Annotated in this window: 17 protein-coding genes and 1 other RNA gene; 2 read left to right on the top strand and 16 right to left on the bottom strand. The window is 67.7% G+C overall.

Annotated elements, in window-relative coordinates; all coding sequences use genetic code 11:
• Positions 1-24: 24 nt before the first annotated feature.
• Genes RDU83_12170 through RDU83_12130 form a run of 9 tightly spaced genes read right to left on the bottom strand, consistent with a single transcriptional unit; the run spans position 25 to position 9655 of the window.
• Positions 25-1386 carry a CCA tRNA nucleotidyltransferase gene (locus RDU83_12170; GenBank protein ID MDQ7841761.1) on the bottom strand — a complete coding sequence of 454 codons (1362 nt, stop codon included), beginning with the start codon at positions 1384-1386 and terminating at the stop codon, positions 25-27.
• Positions 1322-1651 (bottom strand): YtxH domain-containing protein, encoded by a 330-nt coding sequence (locus RDU83_12165; protein MDQ7841760.1) that lies wholly within the window; start codon positions 1649-1651, stop codon positions 1322-1324. Before RDU83_12165 ends, RDU83_12170 begins: the two co-directional genes overlap by 65 nt.
• Positions 1638-2750, bottom strand: a complete 1113-nt coding sequence (mnmA, locus tag RDU83_12160) for a tRNA 2-thiouridine(34) synthase MnmA (protein MDQ7841759.1) — start codon at positions 2748-2750, stop codon at positions 1638-1640. The genes RDU83_12165 and mnmA overlap by 14 nt, the downstream gene beginning before the upstream one ends.
• A 38-nt stretch (positions 2751-2788) precedes the next feature.
• Positions 2789-4099 carry a trehalase family glycosidase gene (locus RDU83_12155; GenBank protein MDQ7841758.1) on the bottom strand — a complete coding sequence of 437 codons (1311 nt, stop codon included), beginning with the start codon at positions 4097-4099 and terminating at the stop codon, positions 2789-2791.
• A complete protein-coding gene (locus RDU83_12150) occupies positions 4096-5202 on the bottom strand; it encodes an ABC transporter ATP-binding protein (GenBank protein ID MDQ7841757.1) in 1107 nt (368 codons plus the stop codon). Before RDU83_12150 ends, RDU83_12155 begins: the two co-directional genes overlap by 4 nt.
• A gap of 10 nt (positions 5203-5212) precedes the next feature.
• Positions 5213-6028: a carbohydrate ABC transporter permease gene (locus tag RDU83_12145; GenBank protein ID MDQ7841756.1), complete on the bottom strand. Its 816-nt coding sequence runs from the start codon at positions 6026-6028 to the stop codon at positions 5213-5215.
• A 3-nt stretch (positions 6029-6031) separates the two neighbouring features.
• Entirely contained in the window at positions 6032-6928 is an 897-nt protein-coding gene (locus RDU83_12140; GenBank protein ID MDQ7841755.1) for a sugar ABC transporter permease, read from the bottom strand.
• A gap of 20 nt (positions 6929-6948) precedes the next feature.
• Entirely contained in the window at positions 6949-8256 is a 1308-nt protein-coding gene (locus tag RDU83_12135; GenBank protein ID MDQ7841754.1) for an ABC transporter substrate-binding protein, read from the bottom strand.
• A 34-nt stretch (positions 8257-8290) separates the two neighbouring features.
• Positions 8291-9655 (bottom strand): replication-associated recombination protein A, encoded by a 1365-nt coding sequence (locus tag RDU83_12130; GenBank protein MDQ7841753.1) that lies wholly within the window; start codon positions 9653-9655, stop codon positions 8291-8293.
• Positions 9656-9774: 119 nt separating this feature from the next.
• Here RDU83_12130 and RDU83_12125 point away from each other — a divergent pair, with 119 nt between their 5' ends.
• A complete protein-coding gene (locus tag RDU83_12125; protein MDQ7841752.1) occupies positions 9775-10944 on the top strand; it encodes a radical SAM protein in 1170 nt (389 codons plus the stop codon).
• A gap of 1 nt (position 10945) precedes the next feature.
• On the opposite strand, the gene ssrS is transcribed toward RDU83_12125, so the two are convergent.
• From ssrS to hisS, 3 genes are all read right to left on the bottom strand, one after another.
• Positions 10946-11127: non-coding RNA, 6S RNA (ssrS, locus tag RDU83_12120), on the bottom strand.
• 45 nt (positions 11128-11172) lie between these two features.
• Positions 11173-12945, bottom strand: coding sequence for an aspartate--tRNA ligase (gene aspS, locus RDU83_12115; GenBank protein ID MDQ7841751.1), 1773 nt, complete (start codon positions 12943-12945; stop codon positions 11173-11175).
• A 5-nt stretch (positions 12946-12950) separates the two neighbouring features.
• A complete protein-coding gene (hisS, locus tag RDU83_12110) occupies positions 12951-14249 on the bottom strand; it encodes a histidine--tRNA ligase (protein MDQ7841750.1) in 1299 nt (432 codons plus the stop codon).
• 466 nt (positions 14250-14715) lie between these two features.
• On the opposite strand from hisS, the gene RDU83_12105 reads away from it, so the two are divergent.
• A complete protein-coding gene (locus RDU83_12105) occupies positions 14716-15423 on the top strand; it encodes a nucleotidyltransferase family protein (protein ID MDQ7841749.1) in 708 nt (235 codons plus the stop codon).
• On the opposite strand, the gene RDU83_12100 is transcribed toward RDU83_12105, so the two are convergent.
• Genes RDU83_12100 through RDU83_12085 form a run of 4 tightly spaced genes read right to left on the bottom strand, consistent with a single transcriptional unit; the run spans position 15404 to position 19891 of the window.
• Positions 15404-16042: a histidine phosphatase family protein gene (locus RDU83_12100; protein MDQ7841748.1), complete on the bottom strand. Its 639-nt coding sequence runs from the start codon at positions 16040-16042 to the stop codon at positions 15404-15406. The genes RDU83_12105 and RDU83_12100 overlap by 20 nt on opposite strands.
• Positions 16035-16478, bottom strand: coding sequence for a D-aminoacyl-tRNA deacylase (dtd, locus tag RDU83_12095; GenBank protein MDQ7841747.1), 444 nt, complete (start codon positions 16476-16478; stop codon positions 16035-16037). Before dtd ends, RDU83_12100 begins: the two co-directional genes overlap by 8 nt.
• Positions 16479-16502: 24 nt before the next feature.
• Complete coding sequence (locus RDU83_12090; protein MDQ7841746.1) at positions 16503-17684, bottom strand: aminotransferase class I/II-fold pyridoxal phosphate-dependent enzyme; 1182 nt, start codon at positions 17682-17684, stop codon at positions 16503-16505.
• Positions 17684-19891, bottom strand: a complete 2208-nt coding sequence (locus RDU83_12085) for a bifunctional (p)ppGpp synthetase/guanosine-3',5'-bis(diphosphate) 3'-pyrophosphohydrolase (GenBank protein MDQ7841745.1) — start codon at positions 19889-19891, stop codon at positions 17684-17686. Before RDU83_12085 ends, RDU83_12090 begins: the two co-directional genes overlap by 1 nt.
• Positions 19892-19906: the final 15 nt, after the last annotated feature.

Raw genomic sequence — 19906 nt, 5'->3', positions numbered from 1 at the left:
GTTCAGTCGAATCAATCCGCTCGCTCATGCCGGTTCCACAGGCGGCCGCGCTGCTCCTGCCGGGAAGCGGTCGCGAACCCAGGCGCGCGCCCCCTCGGCGGTCGTAACCTCGCCACGCGCCCGCGCCTCCCCGATCGCGCGCAGCATCACGGCGAACGCCGGACCGGAAACGTAGCCCATGGCGATCAGGTCGTCGCCGGTGATCAGGCGGTCCGGTTCCACGGCACTCCCGGCGTGAGCGGCCAGCACCCCTGCAGCGCGAAGGTAGGCGGCAGGGTCACCTCCTGCGGCTTCGAGGTCCGCGCGCAGCAGCGCAAGCAGGCCCGCGGCAGCCCCCTGGCGCAGCACGCGCCGGGCGTCCTCCGCGGACAGGCAGGCACCCCCGGACAGCCGTTGGAACTCGCGAACGAGGACGACTACTTTCCGGCGCTCGACCGTAGAGAAGCGCAATCGGCGGCAGAGCTCGCCGGCAGCCGCCGCGTCGGGAAGGCGGCAGAGGAGCGCGGCAAAGGCCAGCTCCGGGCTCTGCGGCCCGAGGCACTTCAGCACCCGGCAGGCGTAATCGAGCGCGTCAGGGGCCGGCCCGTCCGCATGGGGTGATGGCTGGGACGAGAGGGCCGCCACCTCGGGCAGGACGGCTCTCAGCAGACCAGTGGCGGCCATGAGGAGGACGCCGTCGGCGGCGCCCGGCGCGACCAGCAGCCGGACCAGCTCATCGCGGATCCGCTCGGCGCTCACGCCGGTGATGGTGGGCGCAAGATCCGCTAGAGCCGCGCGCGTGCCCGGCTCCACCGTGAACTGCAACTCAGCGGCCAGCCGTACCGCGCGCAGCAGTCGTAGCCAGTCCTCGGCGAAACGTTCGGCAGGAGGCCCAACGGTGCGAATGCACCGGCCGACCAGGTCGGCCCGACCGCCGACATGGTCAATGACCTCCCCGGTGAACGGATCGTAAAGCAGCGCGTTGACGGTGAAGTCGCGCCGGCGAACGTCATCGAGCGCACTGCCATGTTCAACGTACGCCGGACGCCGGCCGTCCAGGTAGGGGCCTTCGCGCCGGAAGGTGGCCACCTGATAGGGGTGCTCAGCGAGGACGACGGCAACGACGCCGAACTGGACTCCTACCGGTACCGTCCGGTCGAACAACGCCGCAACGCGGTCCACAGGCGCGGCCGTGGCAATGTCCAGATCCACGGGCGGCCGCCCGAGCAGTAGATCCCGGACGACCCCCCCGACCAGGTAGGTCTCCCATCCTGCCTCGCGCAGCCGCCGGACGATCTCGATGCCCGGCCGGAAGCGCTCAGGGATGGCGAGGGTCAGTGGACTACTCTTTCGGTTGCTCCTCGGTGCGCTCGTGAAGCCCTCTAGCCTTCTCCTCCAGTGTCTCACGGCCCCGTTCCAGCGCCTCGCGCAGCCGGGCAGCGCCTTCGTCCAGCTTCACCCGCCCGCGCTGCGAGAGGTCCTCGGCGGTCACGCGGAGCTTCTGGATGACCTCTTCGGCGCGATCCCGCGTACGGTCGCCCAGGTCCTCGGCGGACCCGGCCAGACGGGTGCGCGTCTCCTCCCCTGAGCGTGGCGCAAGGAGCAGGGCCACAGCGGTACCGAGCAGCCCTCCGATGACAAAACCTGCCACGAAGTCACTACGGTTTCCCATTCCCGTTCATCTCCTCTCTAGACCAGCATACGTCCTCAATGATTCCTCCGCCTAGCACCCGGTCGCCGTCATAGAACGCGACGGCCTGCCCAGGTGCGGCTGCGCGCTGTGGCTCGCAGAACTCCACCCGGACGCCGGTGGGGCCGTCGGCATGCAGTACCGCGGGGACGTCGGGCGCCGCGTGCCGCACGCGGACCGTCGCCGCGGCCGGGAGCGGCGTCGGCACGATCCAGTTCACCGTGCCCAGCCCGAGGCGCCGGCGCAGCAGATCTTCCTGCCCGCCGACCACCAGCGTGTTGCGCCGTGCATCAACCTCAAGCACGTACTGCGGGGCGCTGAACGATAGCCCCAGCCCCCGGCGCTGCCCGACCGTGTACCGAGCGATACCTGTGTGGGTGCCCACCACCTCTCCTGCACGATCCCGGATCGGCCCGGGGCTGAACGCTTCAGGACACCGGGCGGCCACCAGGTCGCCGTAGCGCCCTCTTGGAACGAAGCAGATCTCCTGGCTGTCCGGCTTGTCGGCAACCGGCAGATCCCACCGCCGGGCGAGCGACCGAACCTCCCCCTTGAGATGGGTTCCCACCGGGAAGCGCAGCCGCGCCAGTTGCTCCTGCGTCAACGCGTAGAGCAGGTACGATTGGTCCTTTTGGCGGTCCGCAGCCCGCAGGAGCAGCCACCTGCCGCTGGCATCATCGGTGGCGATCCGGGCGTAGTGTCCAGTGGCCAGCATGCCGCAACCCAACGCCTCTGCCCGCCCCAGGAGGATGCGAAACTTCACCGCCTGGTTGCACGCGATGCAGGGGTTCGGCGTGCGACCCCGAGCGTACTCGCCGCAGAAGTAGTCAATCACCTCTCGCTCGAACTCCTCGCGAAGGTTGAGGACATAGTGGCGGATGCCCATGCGGCGTGCCGCGTTGCGCGCGTCCTCGATCGCGCTCAACCCGCAGCAGGCCCGCGCGTTCCCCTCGGGTTCCGGCAACCACGCCGGCCACAGGTTCATCGTAAGCCCGATGACATCGTGGCCCTGCTCGATGAGCAGGGCCGCAGCCACCGCGCTGTCCACCCCGCCGCTCATGGCGACGGCTACCCTGTTCATGGCTCCACCGCGCGTCTGCGCTCCTGGCTCTAATGGTATCAGGGAGCGGCGCCCCGCAGCAAGTCTATGACCAGCGCGGCCGACCAGGAGAACTCGTGCGGCCCGCAGGCAGCGCCGGAGGCCGCATGGTAGCACTCCACGAAACCGGCCTGCCTGACCAGGTCGAGCGTCTCTCCGGCGAGCCGGGCCGCCGCCGCATCACACCCAAGGGCGGCCAGCCCCTGGATCACCATCCAGTTCGTGTGGATCCAAACCGGCCCACGGCTGTAGCGCCCGGCCTCGAACCCCCTCTGGTCGGGCAGGACAACCGGCAGCCTTCGGCAGCCGGTGCTGCGGGCGCGGTAGCGGGCGAGCAGGTCAAGGGCATCATCGGCCTGAACCAGCCCGGCAAAGATCGGCATCAGCGAGGCGCAGGTCTCCACCGGGATCGGACGCCGCCCAACCAGATCATAGTCGAGGAACGTCCGGCGCTCCACGTCCCAGTGGCGCTCGCGAAAGGCGTGCGCGAAGGCGGCCAGCGCCTCCGCCGAAAGGGGTGTCGGCCGACCCAGGGCCGCGGCAATCCGATTCAGATCCTGCGCCGATCGGTACCAAATTGCGTTGAACTGGGCATCGTAGACCGCGAACGGAGTCTTGGGAAGGTAGCGTGGCAGCGCATAGTCGGCCGAGGAGATCAGCTCCGCCAGGAAGATGTACAGGTCGTAGTCCTGGTTGGTGGGGCGCTCGGCCGCGGCGATGATGGTGTTGTCTATCCGCCGGTAGGACTGTTGCGGCCGTACGCCTGCTTCGACCGCGAAGTCCCAGCGCGGGCTGTTGTCGTGGCCGCTCTCCCAGGGGTGGACGACCACAATCAGCGGGCAGCCTTCAACCGTGCGGTGGTCTAAGAAGTACCGCAGGCACGCCAGCAACCCGTCGAAGACCTCGGCCCACCAGGCGTGGCGACGATCGCGGTCGGGATGCGCCATCCCGGTCCGGTAGACCGCGGTCGGCAGGACCGGCGGCTGTGAGATGCCGCTGGTCATCTCGCCTGCATCACGCGCGTGTCCTCCCGGCCACAGCTCTGGCCCTGGGGCGTACCAGCCCAACGCGGCCCGGTCGTAACGGATGTGCGGGAGCATCCCGTCCGTCCACTGTCCCCGCAGTAGGCTCGCCACCTCGCGAATGGCGCGCTCCCAGTCCAGGTGCGCCCACCCCATCGCGATGAAAGCGCTGTCCCAGTTCCACTGGTGGGGATAAAGCCGAGCGCTCGGCTTGGTGAACTCACCGCGGTCGTTGGTGCGCAGGACCGCGGCAGCGGCCTCGACCAGCGCCGGCGCATCGTCCGGCAGAGGATCGCAGATCCGCGTCATCGGTGTGCTCCTTCCTCTGTGGGAATCACGGCCAGCCCCCTTCCGGGCTCCATCAGGCGCATCCGGTCGGGCAGCGGCCGAAGCCACAGCCGCTGCCCCGGGTTGTGGTCGGTGTCGGGAGCCACCGAGACCTTCGCGGTCTCGCCGCCCACGCTAACGGTAAGCAGCGTGGTTCCGCCCAGCGGTTCAACCACCACGACCGCCGCGGGAAGGGCGCCGGCGCGAGGTTCGGCCGTCACCTCGAATGCCTCGGGCCGCACACCCACCAGCACTTCGCCGCCTGCCCTGATGCCCGCGGCCCCGGCCCAACGCTCCTCCAGACCCATTGCCGTCCCGGCCAACCGGACCGACCGTCCGCCTTCCTCCACGGTCCCCCTGAAGAAGTTCATGGGCGGGCTGCCGATGAAGCCCCCCACGAAGGTGCTGGCCGGCCGGTTGTAGATTACCGAAGGCGTGTCACACTGGACGATCGCGCCGCTGCGCATGACCGCGATCCGATCCCCCAGGCTCAGGGCCTCGACCTGATCGTGGGTCACATACACGGTGGTCGCCCTGGTCTCTCGGTGCAACCGCTTGAGCTCGGCGCGCATCTGCAGGCGCAGCAGGGCATCCAGGTTTGAGAGGGGCTCGTCCATCAGCAAGACCCCGGGCTGCATCACGATCGCCCGGGCCACAGCGACCCGCTGCCGCTGGCCACCCGAGAGCTGCGCCGGGTAGCGATCCAGCAACTCGCCGATCTGAAGGAGTTCGGCCGCCTGCTGCGAGCGCCGCCGCGTCTCGTCCGCCGGGGTCTTGCGGATTCGCAGCCCGAAGGTGATGTTGTCCCGAACGGTCATGTGCGGGAACACCGCGTAGGACTGGAAGACCATGGCGATCCCGCGCCGTCCAGGCGGCCGGTCGGTGACATCCTCCCCCCCGATCACGATTCGACCGCCGTCCATGCGCTCCAGGCCGGCGATGCAGCGGAGGGCCGTCGTCTTGCCGCAGCCCGAAGGGCCCAACAGAACCATGAACTCACCGTCCCGGACCTCCAGCGTGACGCCGTCCACTGCTGTGATCCGGCCGAACCGCTTGGTCACGCGATCGAGAAGTACGGTTGCCATTCTCCCTCCACTAACGGATGGTGACTCCCCATAGGGTCATCAGGTACCGGCGGATGATGAAGATGATGATCATCGCCGGCACGATCATGAAGAAACCACCGGCAAAGCGGTAGTCGAGCGGCGCGCCCGCGAAGGCCACCGCGTTGATGAGCAGCGCCGGCAGGGTTCGGTTGTGAAGCGTGAGGATCGCGGCCGCGAAGACCTCGTTCCACGACAGCACGAAGGTAAAGATCGCCGCCGCGGCCAGGCCAGGGAGCGCGATCGGCAGGGCCACCCGCAGAAAGGCCTGCAGGCGGGTGCAGCCCAGCGTCATGGCGGCCTCCTCCAGTTCCATTGGGACCCCGATGAAGACGCTTGTCGTGATGATAACGGCAAATGGCAGGGCGAGGGCCGTGTGGACGATGGCTACCCCCAGCAGGTTGTCATACAGCCCCCAGCGGATGTAGGCAACTGCGAGCGGTATTGCCAGGACCGTCGCCGGGAACATCTTCGTCGCAAGGATTCCAAGCCTGAACCCCTCGCGGCCAGGAAACCGGAAGCGCGAGAGGGCATAGCCGGCCGGTGCGCCGATCGCCACCGCGAGCACAATGGTGAATAGCGCCACGATCAGACTGTTGAGGGTGGACTGCCAGACACCCTGCGCCCTGAGGAAGAAGAGGATCGTGTCCAGGGTAGGTGGTGTGGGGACAATAGCCCGCGGCCAGGAGTAGAGCTGGGCGCGCGAGCTGAACGCGGCCAGCGAGATCAGCAGGATGGGAAACAGCACCCAGGCCGCGATCAGCGTCGCGATCGTCGCGAGGAGGGCGGTGCGCGCAGCGCGTGCCATCACCTAGCCCGCCACCTCCTCTTCCCGCATTCGCAGAACCCGCAGGTACACCCACGTTATTGCCACCGAGACGCCCATGATCAACACGGCGTAGGCACTCGCGACGTGCGGGTTTCGGTACAGGCCGTACCAGAAGTAGGCCTCGCCGGCCAGCACCGGCACCTGGCGGCCTGAGAGGGTGATTACGGTCGCGAAGAGCTGGAACGCCAGGATAGTGCGAATGATGAGCGCAGTCTGCAGACTGGGGCGCAGCAGTGGCAGCGTGACGTACCACAACTTCCGCCAGCCGCCGGCGCCGAATACATCGGCCGTTTCGAAGTAGTCCCGCGGGATGAGCTGCAGGCCCGCCAACAGGATGATCATCACGATGGCCGTGGCCCGCCACACCTCGGCTGCGATGATGGCGCCATAGAGCCAGACCGGCTGCTCAGCCGAGAGGTACGTCAGGGGCTCCCGCACGGCACCTACCATGTGCAGGAGCGTGTTGAGGTAGCCGCGCTCGGTGAAAACCGACAGCCAGATCAACCCCGCGGCCAGGTCGGAGATCGCAAGCGGGATCGCGCAGATGTAGAGGAACCAGAGATGCCCGCGAAACCGGCTGTTTACCAGCAGGGCGATCACCAGCCCGATCGCCACCTGGATCGGCACGACGATCGCGGTGAGCAGCAGGCTGTTAGCAATCGCCCCCCGGAAGTACGTGTCACCCAGCATCCGCTGGAAGTGCTCGGCCGTCAGGCCGCCCTCCGGGCGCAGGAAGCTCAGCCCGAAGGCCTGCACCAGCGGGTAGACGAAGAAAACGCCCAGGAAGACCAGCGACGGCGCCAGCAGCAGGTACGGAAGCCACTCGGTGCGCGATCGTCCCGCGCGCGGCAGGTCGGGCACCTCCTCTGCGGCTGCCACCGGGGCCTGCGCCGTCGTCCCTAGTCAGGCCGGCAGGGTGTTATGGCCGGGTCCGGAGGTGGGCACACCGCGTTCATCGCGCGGTACAGCTCCTCCAGCTTCCGGGCCTGCGCGGCCAGGACTTCCTCTATCGGCTTGCCCAGCACCGAGATCTCCCTGAAAGTGTCCACGTACAGCGGCACAAACTCGCCGGTCCGCACGCCCAGCCCAACCGGGAGCAGGGCGACCCGTGCGTCCCGAGCGCCCTGCTGCGCCGTCACGGCCTCGGCCAGGAGCTTCATCCCGCCGGTCGGCACCGCCCCGGCGGCCTCGCGGACTGTCGGAAAGAAGGCGACGCCCTGCACGGTGAGGACCTGCGTGCGGGGGCGCGTGAGGAACTCGATCAGCCGGGCCGCGGCCTCGGCGTTGGGGGCTGTCTTGGGAATGGTCAGCCCGACGATGACCGAGAGGAACGACCGGCCGCGCGGCCCTGCCGGCGATGGCAGGACGACGAAGTCGTCGGGCCGGTCGCGCAGCGCGGGCAGCAGCCTGGCAGTGTGGTCCCAGGCGACCCACACCTCGCCCAGCAGCAGCGGCTCGTGCATGAAGCTGTAGAGGAACGACGACGGGTGGAGCACGCCACCCAACCGCCGGAGGTACCGCCACATCTCCACGGCCTCAGGGGACTTGAACCGCTTCACCTGGGAACCGGTGAACGAGGGGTAGATGTACCCGTGCAGGAATCGCCCGAACAGCCCGCCCGGGCCTGCCGGGAACCCGATCCGGCGGGTGCCGGTGGCGGCCTTGATAGCGTCCCCCCACTCCAGCAGGTCGTCGTAGGTCATGGCCATGGGATTGGAGCCACGGGGGAAGTAGGCCATCGCCCGCTTGTGCGCGACGATCAGGTACGTTGCCTGCATCCAGGGAACGTACGCCTGGATGCCGCCGACCTGGCTGATCCGCACCAGATCTGGGAAGAAGGTGCGGTCGCCGCGGCGGGCCAGGTCGGCCTGGACCGACGCCATGTCGCGGGCCACCCCGGCGGGAACAAGGATTGGGAAGTCCCCGTGCAGCGTTCCGGTCAGGTCAATGGACCCTCGCCCTACCCGGGCTTCGGCCTGGAGTCTGTCCATGTACGGGCCGGCCAGCTCCGAGACGAACCGGACACGGATGCCGGTTTCCGTCTCAAAGGCACGAAAGAGCGTGTCGCGCGCCCACTCGGTCTCGTGCACCGGTGAGAACTGCGTCGAGGTAAAGGTGATCTCCACGGCCGGGCCGGTCTGCGCAGCCGGGACGGTGAACGCCAGAATCGCTGCGATGACTACGGCCATCAACGTCGTTACCCGCATCACGCCACCTCCATGGTCCAACTGAACTGCGGCCTCACTCTTCCTCTCCATCCTTCGCTCCCTCGCCGGGCGGTTCCTTGACCGGCGAGGTCCGCTGCCCCCACCACTCCTCCAGCCGCCTGCGCACGGCGGCTTCCGCGCCGTGGTCCGTGGGCCGGTAGTACCGCCGGCCTTCGAGTCCCGCCGGCATGTACTGCTGGAGGACAAACCCCTCCGGAAAGTCGTGCGGGTACCGGTACTCCTTGCCGTAACCAAGGCGCTCAACGACCCCGGGGTGGCTGGTGTCGCGCAGGTGCAAGGGCACCGGGTCGGCGCGCTCCTGCTCGACGTCGCGCATCGCCTCTCCGATTGCGGTCACCACCGCGTTGCTCTTGGGCGCCGTGGCGATGTAGATCGCGGCCAGCGCCATCGGTATGCGCGCCTCTGGAAGCCCCACGAACTCGACGGCATGCGCGGCCGCCGTGGCGACCACCAGGGCCATCGGATCGGCCAGGCCGACGTCTTCCGCGGCGTGTATCACCATCCGCCGCGCGATGAACCTGGGGTCTTCCCCGCTCGCCAGCATCCGCGCCAGCCAGTAGACCGCGGCATCCGGGTCGGAGCCGCGCAGGCTCTTGATGAATGCCGAGATCGCATCGTAGTGGGCGTCACCCTCCCGATCGTAGGGGAGGATCCGGCGCTGGCTGGCGTCGGTGACCAGCGCGAGCGTGATCCGGCGACTGCCTTCGCCCTCCGCCGCGGTAGCTGCGGATTCCAGCGCGTTGAGGGCCACGCGGGCGTCGCCGTTGCTGGCGCTCACAAGGAACTCCATCGCTTCGGGATCCACCTCGAACCCGAGCCCGGCAAAGCCATCCGGGTGCGCGAGAGCCCTCTCGACAATGGCCCGAACGGACGCATCGTCCAGTGGCTGCAGTTGGGCAACGGTTGACCGTGAGATCAGGGTAGGGTTGACGTCGTGGAAAGGGTTCTGGGTGGTGGCGCCGATCAGGATGATCGTGCCGTTCTCCACGTGCGGCAGCAGCACGTCCTGCTGGGCCTTGTTGAAGCGGTGGATCTCGTCAATGATCAGCAGCGTCCGCTGCTGGTGGAACCGCAGGCGGTCCCTGGCAGCGGCGATGATCCTCCGTAGATCGGCCACTCCAGCGGTGACCGCGTTGACCTGCTCCACGTGGGCGCGCGTTCTGGCCGCGATCAACAACGCGAGCGAGGTCTTGCCGGACCCGGGCGGTCCCCAAAGGATCAGGCTGCGAACCCGGTCCTGCTCGATCGCCGTCCGCAGGGTGCGGCCCGGGCCGATGAGGTGCTCCTGCCCTACGAACTCATCCAGCGTCCGCGGCCGCAGGCGCGCGGCAAGCGGAACTGCACGGGACTCTGCGGAAGTATCCTCAAACAGCGCCATGGGCTACCTCTTATCGTACCACGGACCGGGCAGCCGGAGGGACCCGCGCGCCGGAGTGCGAACAGACCCGTATGCGCACCACGCGTCCACCGCGCATAGCCTGCAAGCGGGAATCGTTGGTGATCACCGTCTTTGATGGCGAAGAGGCCATCTACACCTTTGATCACGCCGGACGGTTCTGCTCCGCATGGTCCGGATACCGCCTCTACCGGCGCGCGCTCGACGGCCGCGTGATGCGTAAACACACCGATCGCTCTGGACGGCATCCCCACCGGCACCGGAGCTTCCTGGAAGATGAACCGCGTGCGGCGATCACAAATGCGGCCGCCGGGGCCGCATCCGCTGCTCTCGATGCCCTGCGCGGCGGCACCGCCGAGATCCTCTGGTCCCTGCCCGGAGACCCGGATGAGGACAGGGCCGCGGAACTCCTAGAGGCCGCCGCCCGGTTCGATGCCGCGGCCGCTGTTGCGGATGCCCAGCGGTACGCCTCGGTTTATGCCCCGGTGCCAATTCTCCCGCCCGACCGGTACCGCTCTCTCGTCGTCCAGGTGACCGAGGGCTGCCACTGGAACCGCTGCACCTTCTGCTCGTTCTACCGGACGCGTCCCTTCCGGATCAAACCGCTCGACGAGTTCGCGGCTCATCTGGACGCGGTCCGGGCGTTCTTCGGCCCGGGACTAACCATGCGGCGGGGCGCTTTTCTGGGAGATGCAAATGCCCTGCTGCTGTCGGAGGGCGACCTCATGCCGCGCATGGACCTACTGGCGCGCGCGCTGCCCGGCCAAGCCGGCGACCTGGCGGCGTTCATAGACGTGTTCACCGGATACCGCCGCGACCACCGTGAGATGGCATCCCTCCGTGCCCGCGGGCTGCGGCGGATCTACCTGGGGCTGGAGAGCGGCGACGACGGGCTGCTGGAGTTCCTCAACAAACCCCAGTCGGCAGAGGAAGCGATTGAACTTGCGCACACGGCCAGGGACGCCGGGCTGGCCGTGGGTATTATCGTCATGGCCGGCATCGGCGGGGACGCGTTCTGGCACCGGCATGTGGAAGCCACGCTGGCGGTAGTCCGGGCCATGGAGTTGGGAGCCGGGGACCTGCTGTACGTGTCCGCGTTTGCGGCGCCGCAGAACGGCCCCTACGCCGAAAGGGCCATGGCGGCCGGAGTGATGCCACTCACCGAGGACGAGGTGTGGGACCAGGTGGACGAACTAGTCTTTGGGTCCAAGGCGACACTCGGACCTGGGGCTCGCGTGGCGCGCTACGACATCGAGGAGTTCATCTACTAGCAGGCCCCCGCCGTGCCGTGCGGGACGGAGTTCCCGAACCCTGCTCTCGCAGGTGGGTGCCCTCCCGACCGCTCCGGCTTCCCGCGGACTGGCAGCGGGTCTGCCTCGGCGTCCGGAGACGGGCTCCCCGGGCCAATGTGTTGGATCGGAACTACTGGCCCGCCTCGTGCACGGCAGGGAGCCTTCCGAGCACCTTCAATCCTAGCAACCTACACCGCCGTCCGCAACCTAATCCTCGGCAACCGCAATGTGAACCTCGCGCAGCAGATCGGGATCCACAGACGCCGGCGCACCGCTCATCAGGTCGGTCGCGCTCGCCGTCTTGGGAAAAGCGATCACCTCGCGGATCGTCGCCTCCCCGGCCAGAAGCATCACGAGCCGGTCGAGACCCAGCGCTATCCCGCCGTGGGGCGGCGCGCCAAACCGAAGGGCGTCCAACAGGAAGCCAAACCTCTCCTGCGCCTGCTCAAGGGAGATCCCAAGCAGCCGGAACACCTGCTCCTGCATCCGGTGCTCATGGATGCGTATGCTCCCTCCACCCAACTCCACCCCGTTCAGCACGAGATCGTGGGCCCTCGCGCGCACCCGGTCGGGAGACTCCTCCAGCAGGTGCCGATCCTCTTCCATCGGCGCGGTGAAGGGATGGTGAACCGCGGCGTACCGTCCCTGGGAAGGATCAAACTCCACCAGGGGGAACTCCGTCACCCAGACAAACCGGAAGGCAGTTCCGTTCTCGCGCAGACCCCACCGATCGGCCGCCTCCAGCCGCAGCCGTCCCAACGCGGCCGCGGATGCGGCCGCGGGCCCGGCGACAAGCAGTATGAGATCCCCCTCCCGCGCCTCAGTGCGCGCGGTGATGGCATCGAGCACGCCCCTGGGCAGGTGCTTGGCCAGCGGCCCCTTGGGACCCGAGGATGTCAATGCCAGTGAAGCCAGGCCCTCGGCGCCGGCAGACCGGGCCACGGCGGTCAGGTCGTCCAGGTCGCGACGGCTGGCCGCGGCGTGCCCAGGGATCCGCAGAGCCCGCAGCACTCCTCCGGAAGATGCCGCCTCCTGGAACTTGGCCACCCCGCCCTCGCCTGCCAGGTCGGTCAGGTCCACGATCTCCAACGACACCCGCAGATCGGGCTTGTCGGATCCGAAGCGCAGCATGGCATCGGTATACGACAGCCGGGGGAACGGGCGCTGGATATCGGCGCCCAGCACCCTGGCCCAGACGTTGTGGAGCATCTCCTCGGTTATCGCCAGAATCTCATCCTGATCCACGAAGCTCATCTCGATGTCTATCTGCGTGAACTCCGGCTGGCGGTCAGCGCGCAGGTCCTCGTCGCGAAAACACCTGGCTATCTGGAAGTACCGGTCTATGCCGCCCACCATGAGCAACTGCTTGAACAGTTGAGGGGACTGCGGGAGCGCGTAGAACTTCCCCGGCTGCACCCGGCTCGGCACGAGGAAATCCCGAGCCCCTTCCGGCGTGCTGCGGATCAGCATCGGCGTCTCGACCTCCAGGAACCCCAACCGGTCGAGCGACTCGCGGATCGCCATCGCGCTCCGGTGCCGCAGCAAGAGGTTACGGTACATGCGCGGGCGGCGTAGGTCGAGATACCGGTAGCGCAGCCGCAGGGCCTCATCCACCGCGGCCTCATCGCCCGGCGCAAACGGCGGCGTTGCCGAGGAAGACAGAATCCTCAGCGTCCCAGCCCGGACCTCGATCTCTCCGGTGGCCAGTCGCGGGTTTGCCGTTCCATCCGGGCGCCGCGCCACCCGACCGCTCGCCGCTACCACAAACTCCGCCCTCACTTCGGCCGCGACCGCTGCGATGGCGGGATCCACATCGCCGGGGTTGACGACCACCTGCGTCAACCCTTCGCGGTCCCGCAGATCAAGGAAGACTACCCCGCCCAGATCCCGCCGGCGCTGCACCCATCCCGCAATACGGACCTCCTGGTCCGCGTGGGCGCCGCGCAGCTCACCGCAGGAGTGCGTACGCATCCCCTTCATCGCCTTCACCGTCCCTGCCCGTCGTTGGCCGGTTCCTGCCTTCGCAGCCGATCCCGAAGCGCCTGTGCCATGCCTGCGCGCACGATCGTAGCCTGCTCCCCGGTGGCCATCTCGCGCAGCGTGATCGTGCCCGCGGCCAGCTCGTCGTCGCCCAGGACGACGGCGATCCGCGCGCCCAGACGGTCGGCGTGCTTCATCTGGGCGGCCACCGAGCGGGCCAGCAGATCGCCATCGGTCCGGATGCCGGCCTGACGCAGCTCGTCGGCCAGACGGAAGCCCTCCGACCGTGCGGCCGGACCGATCGTCACAACCATAACCTCAATCCCTCGGTCCAGGGGCCTGGCCAGCCCTTCCTGCTCGCCCACCAGCAGCAAACGGTCCAGGCCAAAACCGAAACCCACGCCGGGGGTGGGCGGCCCTCCCAGTTGCTCGGCAAGCCCGTCGTAGCGTCCGCCCCCGAACATGGCGTTCTGAGCGCCCAGACGGCCGGAGTAAACCTCCACCGCCGTGCGCGTGTAGTAGTCCAGTCCCCGGACGATGAATGGATCGATCGAGTACTTGATCCCCAGCAGGTCGAACTGTGCCCGAACACCCTCGAAGTGAGCGGCGCACGCTTCGCAGAGGTATCCGAAGACCGGCGGAGCGCCGCGCGTGATTCGATGACAACCCTCACGCTTGCAGTCGAGTATCCGCAGCGGGTGCTCCTCGTACCGTCGCCGGCAGTCCTCGCACAGGTCGGTGACGCGGGGCCTGAAGTAGTCGCGCAGCGCGGCCAGGTACCGCGGGCGGCAGGCCGCGTCGCCCACGCTGTTGAGGCGGACCTCCACCTCCGACAGGCCCACCTGCTGGAGCAGGCGTACCGGCAGCGCCAGCACCTCGGCATCGGCCGACGGATCGGGACTGCCGATGATCTCGGCTCCGAACTGCGTGTGCTGCCTGTAACGGCCGCGCTGGGGCCGATCGTAGCGAAACATCGGCGCGATGTAGTAGAGCTTCACCGGCTGCGGCTGGCGCGCGAGCCCGTGCTCGAGGAAGGCGCGCATCACCGGTGCGGTCCCCTCGGGGCGCAGGCTGAGCGAGCGGCCCCCGCGATCCGAGAACGTGTACATCTCCTTCTCGACGAGATCGGTGGCCTCACCCACCGTGCGCTGAAACACGTCCGTGTGCTCGACTACCGGCGTACGAATCTCACGGAACCCGTAGCGGGCCGCCAGTTCGTGGACCTCTGCCTCCAGAGCCTGCCAGCGCTCCACCTCGCCGGGTAGGATGTCGCGCATGCCGCGCGGTGCCTGGAATGCGGGCATCGTGCCGTTCCCCCTCTCTCCTTACCAAAAGCAACGCTCCCGTCCCTCAGGGACGGGAGCGTCATGTCTTCCCGCGGTGCCACCCTGGTTTCCGGCCGCGCGACTATACCGGTCGGACCCTCTTCGCTATGACGGGCGGACCCGGACGGATGTAGCCACGCTGCGCGCGGTTGGACCCGTCGGCTCAGGGGTGTCGTTCGGTACCCGGGACGCCTGGGGATGCTCACAGCCCGCCGAAGCGGGGCCTCCCCTCTCTGAAAGGACCGGGCCCTACTCTTCCCTTCCCAGCCGGTACCGTATTGACCGAAACTTGCGGCCATTCTACTGTTGGACGGCCTTTGCTGTCAAACCGTGCCGGAGCCGCAGGATTCCGCGCGTCCAGGATTCCGCGCGTCCAGGAAGCCGCATACGCTGGGGCGAACTCATCCATTGAGAACTCCAGCCGTAGGGAAAGGAGGCACCAGTGGTGCAGGCGATCATCCTGGCCGGCGGACGAGGGGAGCGGCTACGCCCCTACACGGAGGATCGGCCCAAGCCCATGGTCGAGGTCCTGGGCGTCCCGATCCTGGCCTACCAGATGCACTGGCTGCAGACGCAGGGCGTTTCCGAAGTCGTGGTGGCGTGTGGGTACCGGCACGAGGTAATCATGGACTACTTCGGGGACGGCGCCAAGTGGGGTATGCGGATTGACTATGCTGTTGAGAGTTTGCCTCTCGGGCGCGGCGGCGCCATCCGCAGCGCTTTCGGGAGGCTCCGCACGCCCGAGCAGATTGTGTTGGCAACGAACGGTGACATCATAACGAATCTACGGCTCGAACCGGTGGTGGCCCATCACCGCGAGGGCGGGAACCTGGCCACGGTGGTGCTCACGCCCTATGTCAGCACATACGGGCTGGTGGAAGTAACCACGGACGGACGGGTGGCCGCGTTCCACGAGAAACCCACGCTCCCCTACTGGATCAACGCCGGGATCTACGTGCTTTCCCGTGAGGTGATACCGCACTTCCCCGAGGTGGGAGACCACGAGCGGACAACGTTCCCGGAGCTGGCCGAGCAGCGGCGCCTGGGTGCCTACAAGTCCGAGGCCTACTGGAGGTCCGTGGATACGGTGAAGGACCTCTCCGAGGTCAGCCGCGAGCTCGAGCAGCGACTGCTCACTGCCTTCCTGGCCTGACGGGGCGCACGGGCGCCACCGCGTTCTGCACCAGCATCACCGGAATCCCGTCCACGAACTCGAACACGGTCAGCGACGCGGGCGAGATATCCATCCGCCGCATTGTATCCAGCGGCAGTTCGAGCAGACGGCATACCAACGCCAGGATCGGGTCCTGGTGGGAGACGAGCAAGGTCGTACCACCCTGCTCCACCCACTCGCGAGCGCACTCGGCCATGCGATCCGCGATCGCGTCCACCGGCTCGATGCCCGGAACTGCCATCTGCGACGGCACGGTCCGCCAGGTCTGCCACTCGGTGGGATGGCAGGCGATCACCTCGGCGACCGGCAGGCCCTCCCACGGCCCGAGCCCGGCTTCGAGGAGGCGATCGTCCGTGGAGACGGGTCGGCCCACGCGTTCGCCGATGATGGCCGCGGTCTCCATCGTGCGGTCCAGTGGGCTGGACACGATCCGGTCCGGCAGGGATCCCTCCAGGTAGCACGCGAGGGCCTCGACCTCAACGCGACCGGATGCGTTCAGGTGCACCCCAGGGAGCCGCCCGGCAAAGCGGCTGATGGGCGGCACCAGCCAATCGTGGTGTCCGTGGCGGACCAGCATCAGGCGGGGCGCGTCAGCCATCTGCGTCCAGGATGAGCGTCACCGGGCCGTCGTTATGGATCTCCACGAGCATCTTGGCCCGAAACCGGCCCGTGGCGACAGAGATGCCCAGCGCGCGCAGCCGCGCGACGAACTCCTCGCACAACACCTCGGCGTGGGCCGGCGCCGCGGCCCGAACGAAGGATGGGCGGCGTCCCCGGCCGGCATCGCCGTAGAGGGTGAACTGCGAAACAACCAGGACCGAGCCACCCTCGTCCATCACGGACCGGTTGAGCTTCCCGGCGGCGTCGTCAAAGATGCGCAGGTGGGACACCTTCTCGGCCAGCGCCGCGGCCTGCGGGGAGGCGTCGTCCGCCGCCACGGCCAGGAGAACCATCAGCCCCGGGCCGATCGAGCCGACCGTCTCCTCGCCGACGCGCACGGCCGCCTGCGCCACCCGTTGAACAACCGCTCTCACGGCCGTTCCCGCAGCGGCTCCCGCCTACCCAAGATCACGCGAAGCAAGGGCGCCAAGACGGCGGCGCACCTCTTCCAGAGTCTCGGGGCGTTTGGGAAACGCAAAGCGCACGTACAGCGTTCGGGCCGAGGGATCGCTGTGGAAACTGCTGCCCGGAACCACGGCCACGCCAACCTGGGAGGCCATGCGCCTGGCAAACGCCACGTCATCGGCGGTGCTGAGGCCGCTGAAGTCGGACATGACGTAGTACGCGCCGCGCGGCACGACGCACCGGAAGCCGGCCCCGGCCAGGATCTCCAGCATGGCGTCCCGCTTGGCCTGATAGAACGCGCCGAGGCCCGCGTAGTAGTCGCGCGGGAAGTGCAGCGCGGTCACCAGCGCCTCCTGCAGTGGCGCCGGCGCGCCTACGGTAAGGAAGTCGTGGGCGCGACGGATGCCGTCGGCGATTGCGGCGTTGCGGGCAAGTGCCCATCCCACCCGCCAGCCGGTCACGCTGTAGGTTTTGGACATGCTGTTGACCGTAACGGTGCGCTCCGCCATCCCGGGCAGCGTAGCCAAGCTGATGTGCGCCGTCCCATCATAGAGGATGTGCTCGTATACCTCGTCCGTGATCGCCAGCACGTCCCATTCCAGGCACAGGGCTGCGATCTGCTCCAACTCGGAGAGGGTGAAGACCTTGCCGGTGGGGTTGTGGGGCGTGTTGACAATAATGGCCCGCGTCTTCGACCCGAATGCGGCGCGCAACTCAGCGGGGTCAAACGGCATGGCCGGGTCGCTGAGGTCCAGTCGGACGTGGCGCAGGCGCGCACCGGTGATCAAGGCGTCCGGGCCGTAGTTCTCGTAGAAGGGCTCGAATAGGACAACCTCGTCACCCGGGTCCAAGACGGCGAGCAGCGTGGCCATCATCGCCTCGGTGGCCCCACAGGTCACCGTGATGTGGCGCTCTGGGTCAACTTCCAGACCGTTCGACCACGCCACCTTGTCGGCGATCGCGCGCCGCAGCCGCGGGGAGCCCCATGTGACAGAGTACTGGTTCCATTCTCCCCGCAACGCCGCCACCGCGGCCTCCACCAACTCCGAGGGAGGGTCGGAATCCGGAAAACCCTGCGCCATGTTGATGGCCCCGTGCAGGTCGGCGAGCCGCGTCATCTCGCGGATCACCGACTCGGTGAAGAGATCCACACGGGTGGAGGTCGTGCGCCTCATCACGTGGGCACGACCCTGGCCACGCTGAAGACTTCAGGGACCTTCTCTACCCGCTGCATGACCGCGTGCAGCTGGCCGATGTTTCGGATGTCCAGCACGACGTTCGTGACGACCACCTTGTCCCGCCGTAGGCGGGCATTCATCGAAAGGACATTGGTCCTCGTCTCCGCGACTGCGGCCAGGATGTCCTTGAGGAGACCCACCCGATCGAACGCCTCCACCTCCACCTCCACCTGGTAGACCCGCTCCTGAACGGACTCCCATTCCACCTCGAGCAGTCGCTCGGGGTGAGCGCGCAGGAAGGCGATATTCGCGCAGTCGTTTCGGTGGATCGCCACGCCGCGACCGCGGGTGACGTATCCCACGATGCGGTCGCCCGGCAGCGGGGTACAGCAGCGGGCAAAGCGCATGAGCACGTTGTCGACGCCCCGTACCCGGACTCCCTGCGGCGCGCCCGGCGGCGCCATCGGCGCGGTGGGAGGCGCCGCAGGTTCCTCCTCGACCGGGACGGTGCCCCGTAGCGCGTGCGCCACCTGCAACAGCGAGAGGTCGCCATTGCCGATCGCGGCCAGCAGCTCGTCGGCCGACGACATCCCAAACTGCCCGATGACCTCCTCCAGCCGCTCGGGTTTCATCGCGGCCGCCACGCCGCCGGTACGCCTTAGCTCGCGCTCCAGCATCTCCCGGCCGTGGACCAGATTCTCCTCGTGCCGCTCGCGCTTGAACCATTGCTTGACCTTGGATCGGGCGTTGCTGGTCACGATGAACATTAGCCAGTCCCGGCTCGGACCGGCACTGCTCTTGCTGGTCGAGATCTCAACGATGTCGCCGGTGCGAAGCTTATGCGACAGCGGGACCAGCCGTCCGTTGACCTTGGCTCCGACGCAGCGGTGCCCGACATCGGTGTGGATGCGGTAGGCGAAGTCCACCGGGGTCGCACCGGCCGGCAGGTCTATCACGTCGCCCTTCGGAGTGAAGACGAATACCTCGTTCTGAAAGAGGTCCAGCCGAACCGACTGCACGAACTCGCGCGCGCCGGACATGTCCTGCTGCCACTCCAGCAACTGCCGCAGCCAGGCCAGCTTCTGGTCCACCTCTCGGGTCTGTGCCGCGCCTTCCTTGTACTTCCAGTGGGCGGCGATGCCGCGCTCTGCCTCGACGTGCATCTGGTGGGTGCGTATCTGGAACTCCAGCGGTTCCCCCTCGTGGATGACCGCCGTGTGCAGCGACTGATACCCGCTGGTCTTCGGGTTGGCGATGTAGTCGTCGAACTCGCCCGGGATCGGTTTCCAAACAGCATGAACTACGCCTAGCGCAGTGTAGCAGTCCTTCACGTCGTCGAGCAGCACCCGCACGCCCAGCCGGTCGTAGACGCGCTCCACGGGTTGCCCCGCGTACTTGGGCCGCTGAAGCTTCTTCCAGATGCTGTATATGTGCTTGGGCCGGCCCGTGATGTTCTTGGGCTCTACCTTGATGCCCGCCCGTTGGATCTCGCGGTGGAGGACCCTCACGACCCGATCTACGAGCGCCTGCCGGGCGTCCTCGGCCTGGGCCAGCGAGCGGGTGATCTCCGCGTAGGTTTCGGGCTCGAGTTGCTGGAACGCCAGGTCCTCGAACTCCTTCTGGACGCTGCCTATCCCCAGCCGCTCAGCCAGCGGGGCATAGATGTCGAGCGTCTCCTGGGAGGTACGCTGGCGCTTCCACTCTGGAAGTGGCGCTATGGTGCGCATGTTGTGCAGCCGGTCGGCCAGTTTGATCAAGACGATGCGGATGTCGTTGGCCATTGCCAGGAACATCTTGCGCAGGCTCTCGGCCTGACGCTCCTCCCGACTCTGCCACTCGATCTTGCCCAGCTTGGTAACGCCGTCCACCAGCGTGGCGATCTCGGGGCCGAACCGGTCGCGCAGCTCGGACAGTTCAACGCCGGTGTCCTCGAGCACGTCATGCAACAAGGCGGCGGAAACCGTGGTCACGTCGAGGCGCAGATCGGCCAGGATGGTCGCCACGGTCACCGTGTGCATGACGTACGGTTCGCCCGAAGCGCGTCTCTGGCCCTCGTGGGCCCTGGCAGCGGCAAGGTAGGCCTCGCGCACCAGATCGAGATCGGCCTTGGGGAAGTTGGCCCGCAGTGTCGCGATGAGGCGCTGGACCTCAGGCGGCAGATCCTGGAAGCTACCTTGTTGTCTGCGCAGATCCAGCCACTTCACCGCTGGACACCGCCG

Source organism: bacterium (genome assembly GCA_031082185.1).
In the GTDB taxonomy this organism is placed as follows: Bacteria; Sysuimicrobiota; Sysuimicrobiia; order Sysuimicrobiales; family Humicultoraceae; genus VGFA01.
The sequence above is the reverse complement of the archived record's forward strand: the minus strand, read 5'-3'. Positions and strand labels throughout refer to the sequence as shown.

Bases quoted from the DNA above. Each gene is read 5' to 3' on its own strand.
- RDU83_12165 (MDQ7841760.1), bottom strand. From the start codon at position 1,651: ATGGGAAACCGTAGTGACTTCGTGGCAGGTTTTGTCATCGGAGGGCTG.
- mnmA (MDQ7841759.1), bottom strand. From the start codon at position 2,750: ATGAACAGGGTAGCCGTCGCCATGAGCGGCGGGGTGGACAGCGCGGTG.
- RDU83_12155 (MDQ7841758.1), bottom strand. From the start codon at position 4,099: ATGACGCGGATCTGCGATCCTCTGCCGGACGATGCGCCGGCGCTGGTC.
- RDU83_12150 (MDQ7841757.1), bottom strand. From the start codon at position 5,202: ATGGCAACCGTACTTCTCGATCGCGTGACCAAGCGGTTCGGCCGGATC.
- RDU83_12145 (MDQ7841756.1), bottom strand. From the start codon at position 6,028: ATGGCACGCGCTGCGCGCACCGCCCTCCTCGCGACGATCGCGACGCTG.
- RDU83_12135 (MDQ7841754.1), bottom strand. From the start codon at position 8,256: ATGCGGGTAACGACGTTGATGGCCGTAGTCATCGCAGCGATTCTGGCG.
- RDU83_12130 (MDQ7841753.1), bottom strand. From the start codon at position 9,655: ATGGCGCTGTTTGAGGATACTTCCGCAGAGTCCCGTGCAGTTCCGCTT.
- aspS (MDQ7841751.1), bottom strand. From the start codon at position 12,945: ATGAAGGGGATGCGTACGCACTCCTGCGGTGAGCTGCGCGGCGCCCAC.
- hisS (MDQ7841750.1), bottom strand. From the start codon at position 14,249: ATGCCCGCATTCCAGGCACCGCGCGGCATGCGCGACATCCTACCCGGC.
- RDU83_12100 (MDQ7841748.1), bottom strand. From the start codon at position 16,042: ATGGCTGACGCGCCCCGCCTGATGCTGGTCCGCCACGGACACCACGAT.
- RDU83_12090 (MDQ7841746.1), bottom strand. From the start codon at position 17,684: ATGAGGCGCACGACCTCCACCCGTGTGGATCTCTTCACCGAGTCGGTG.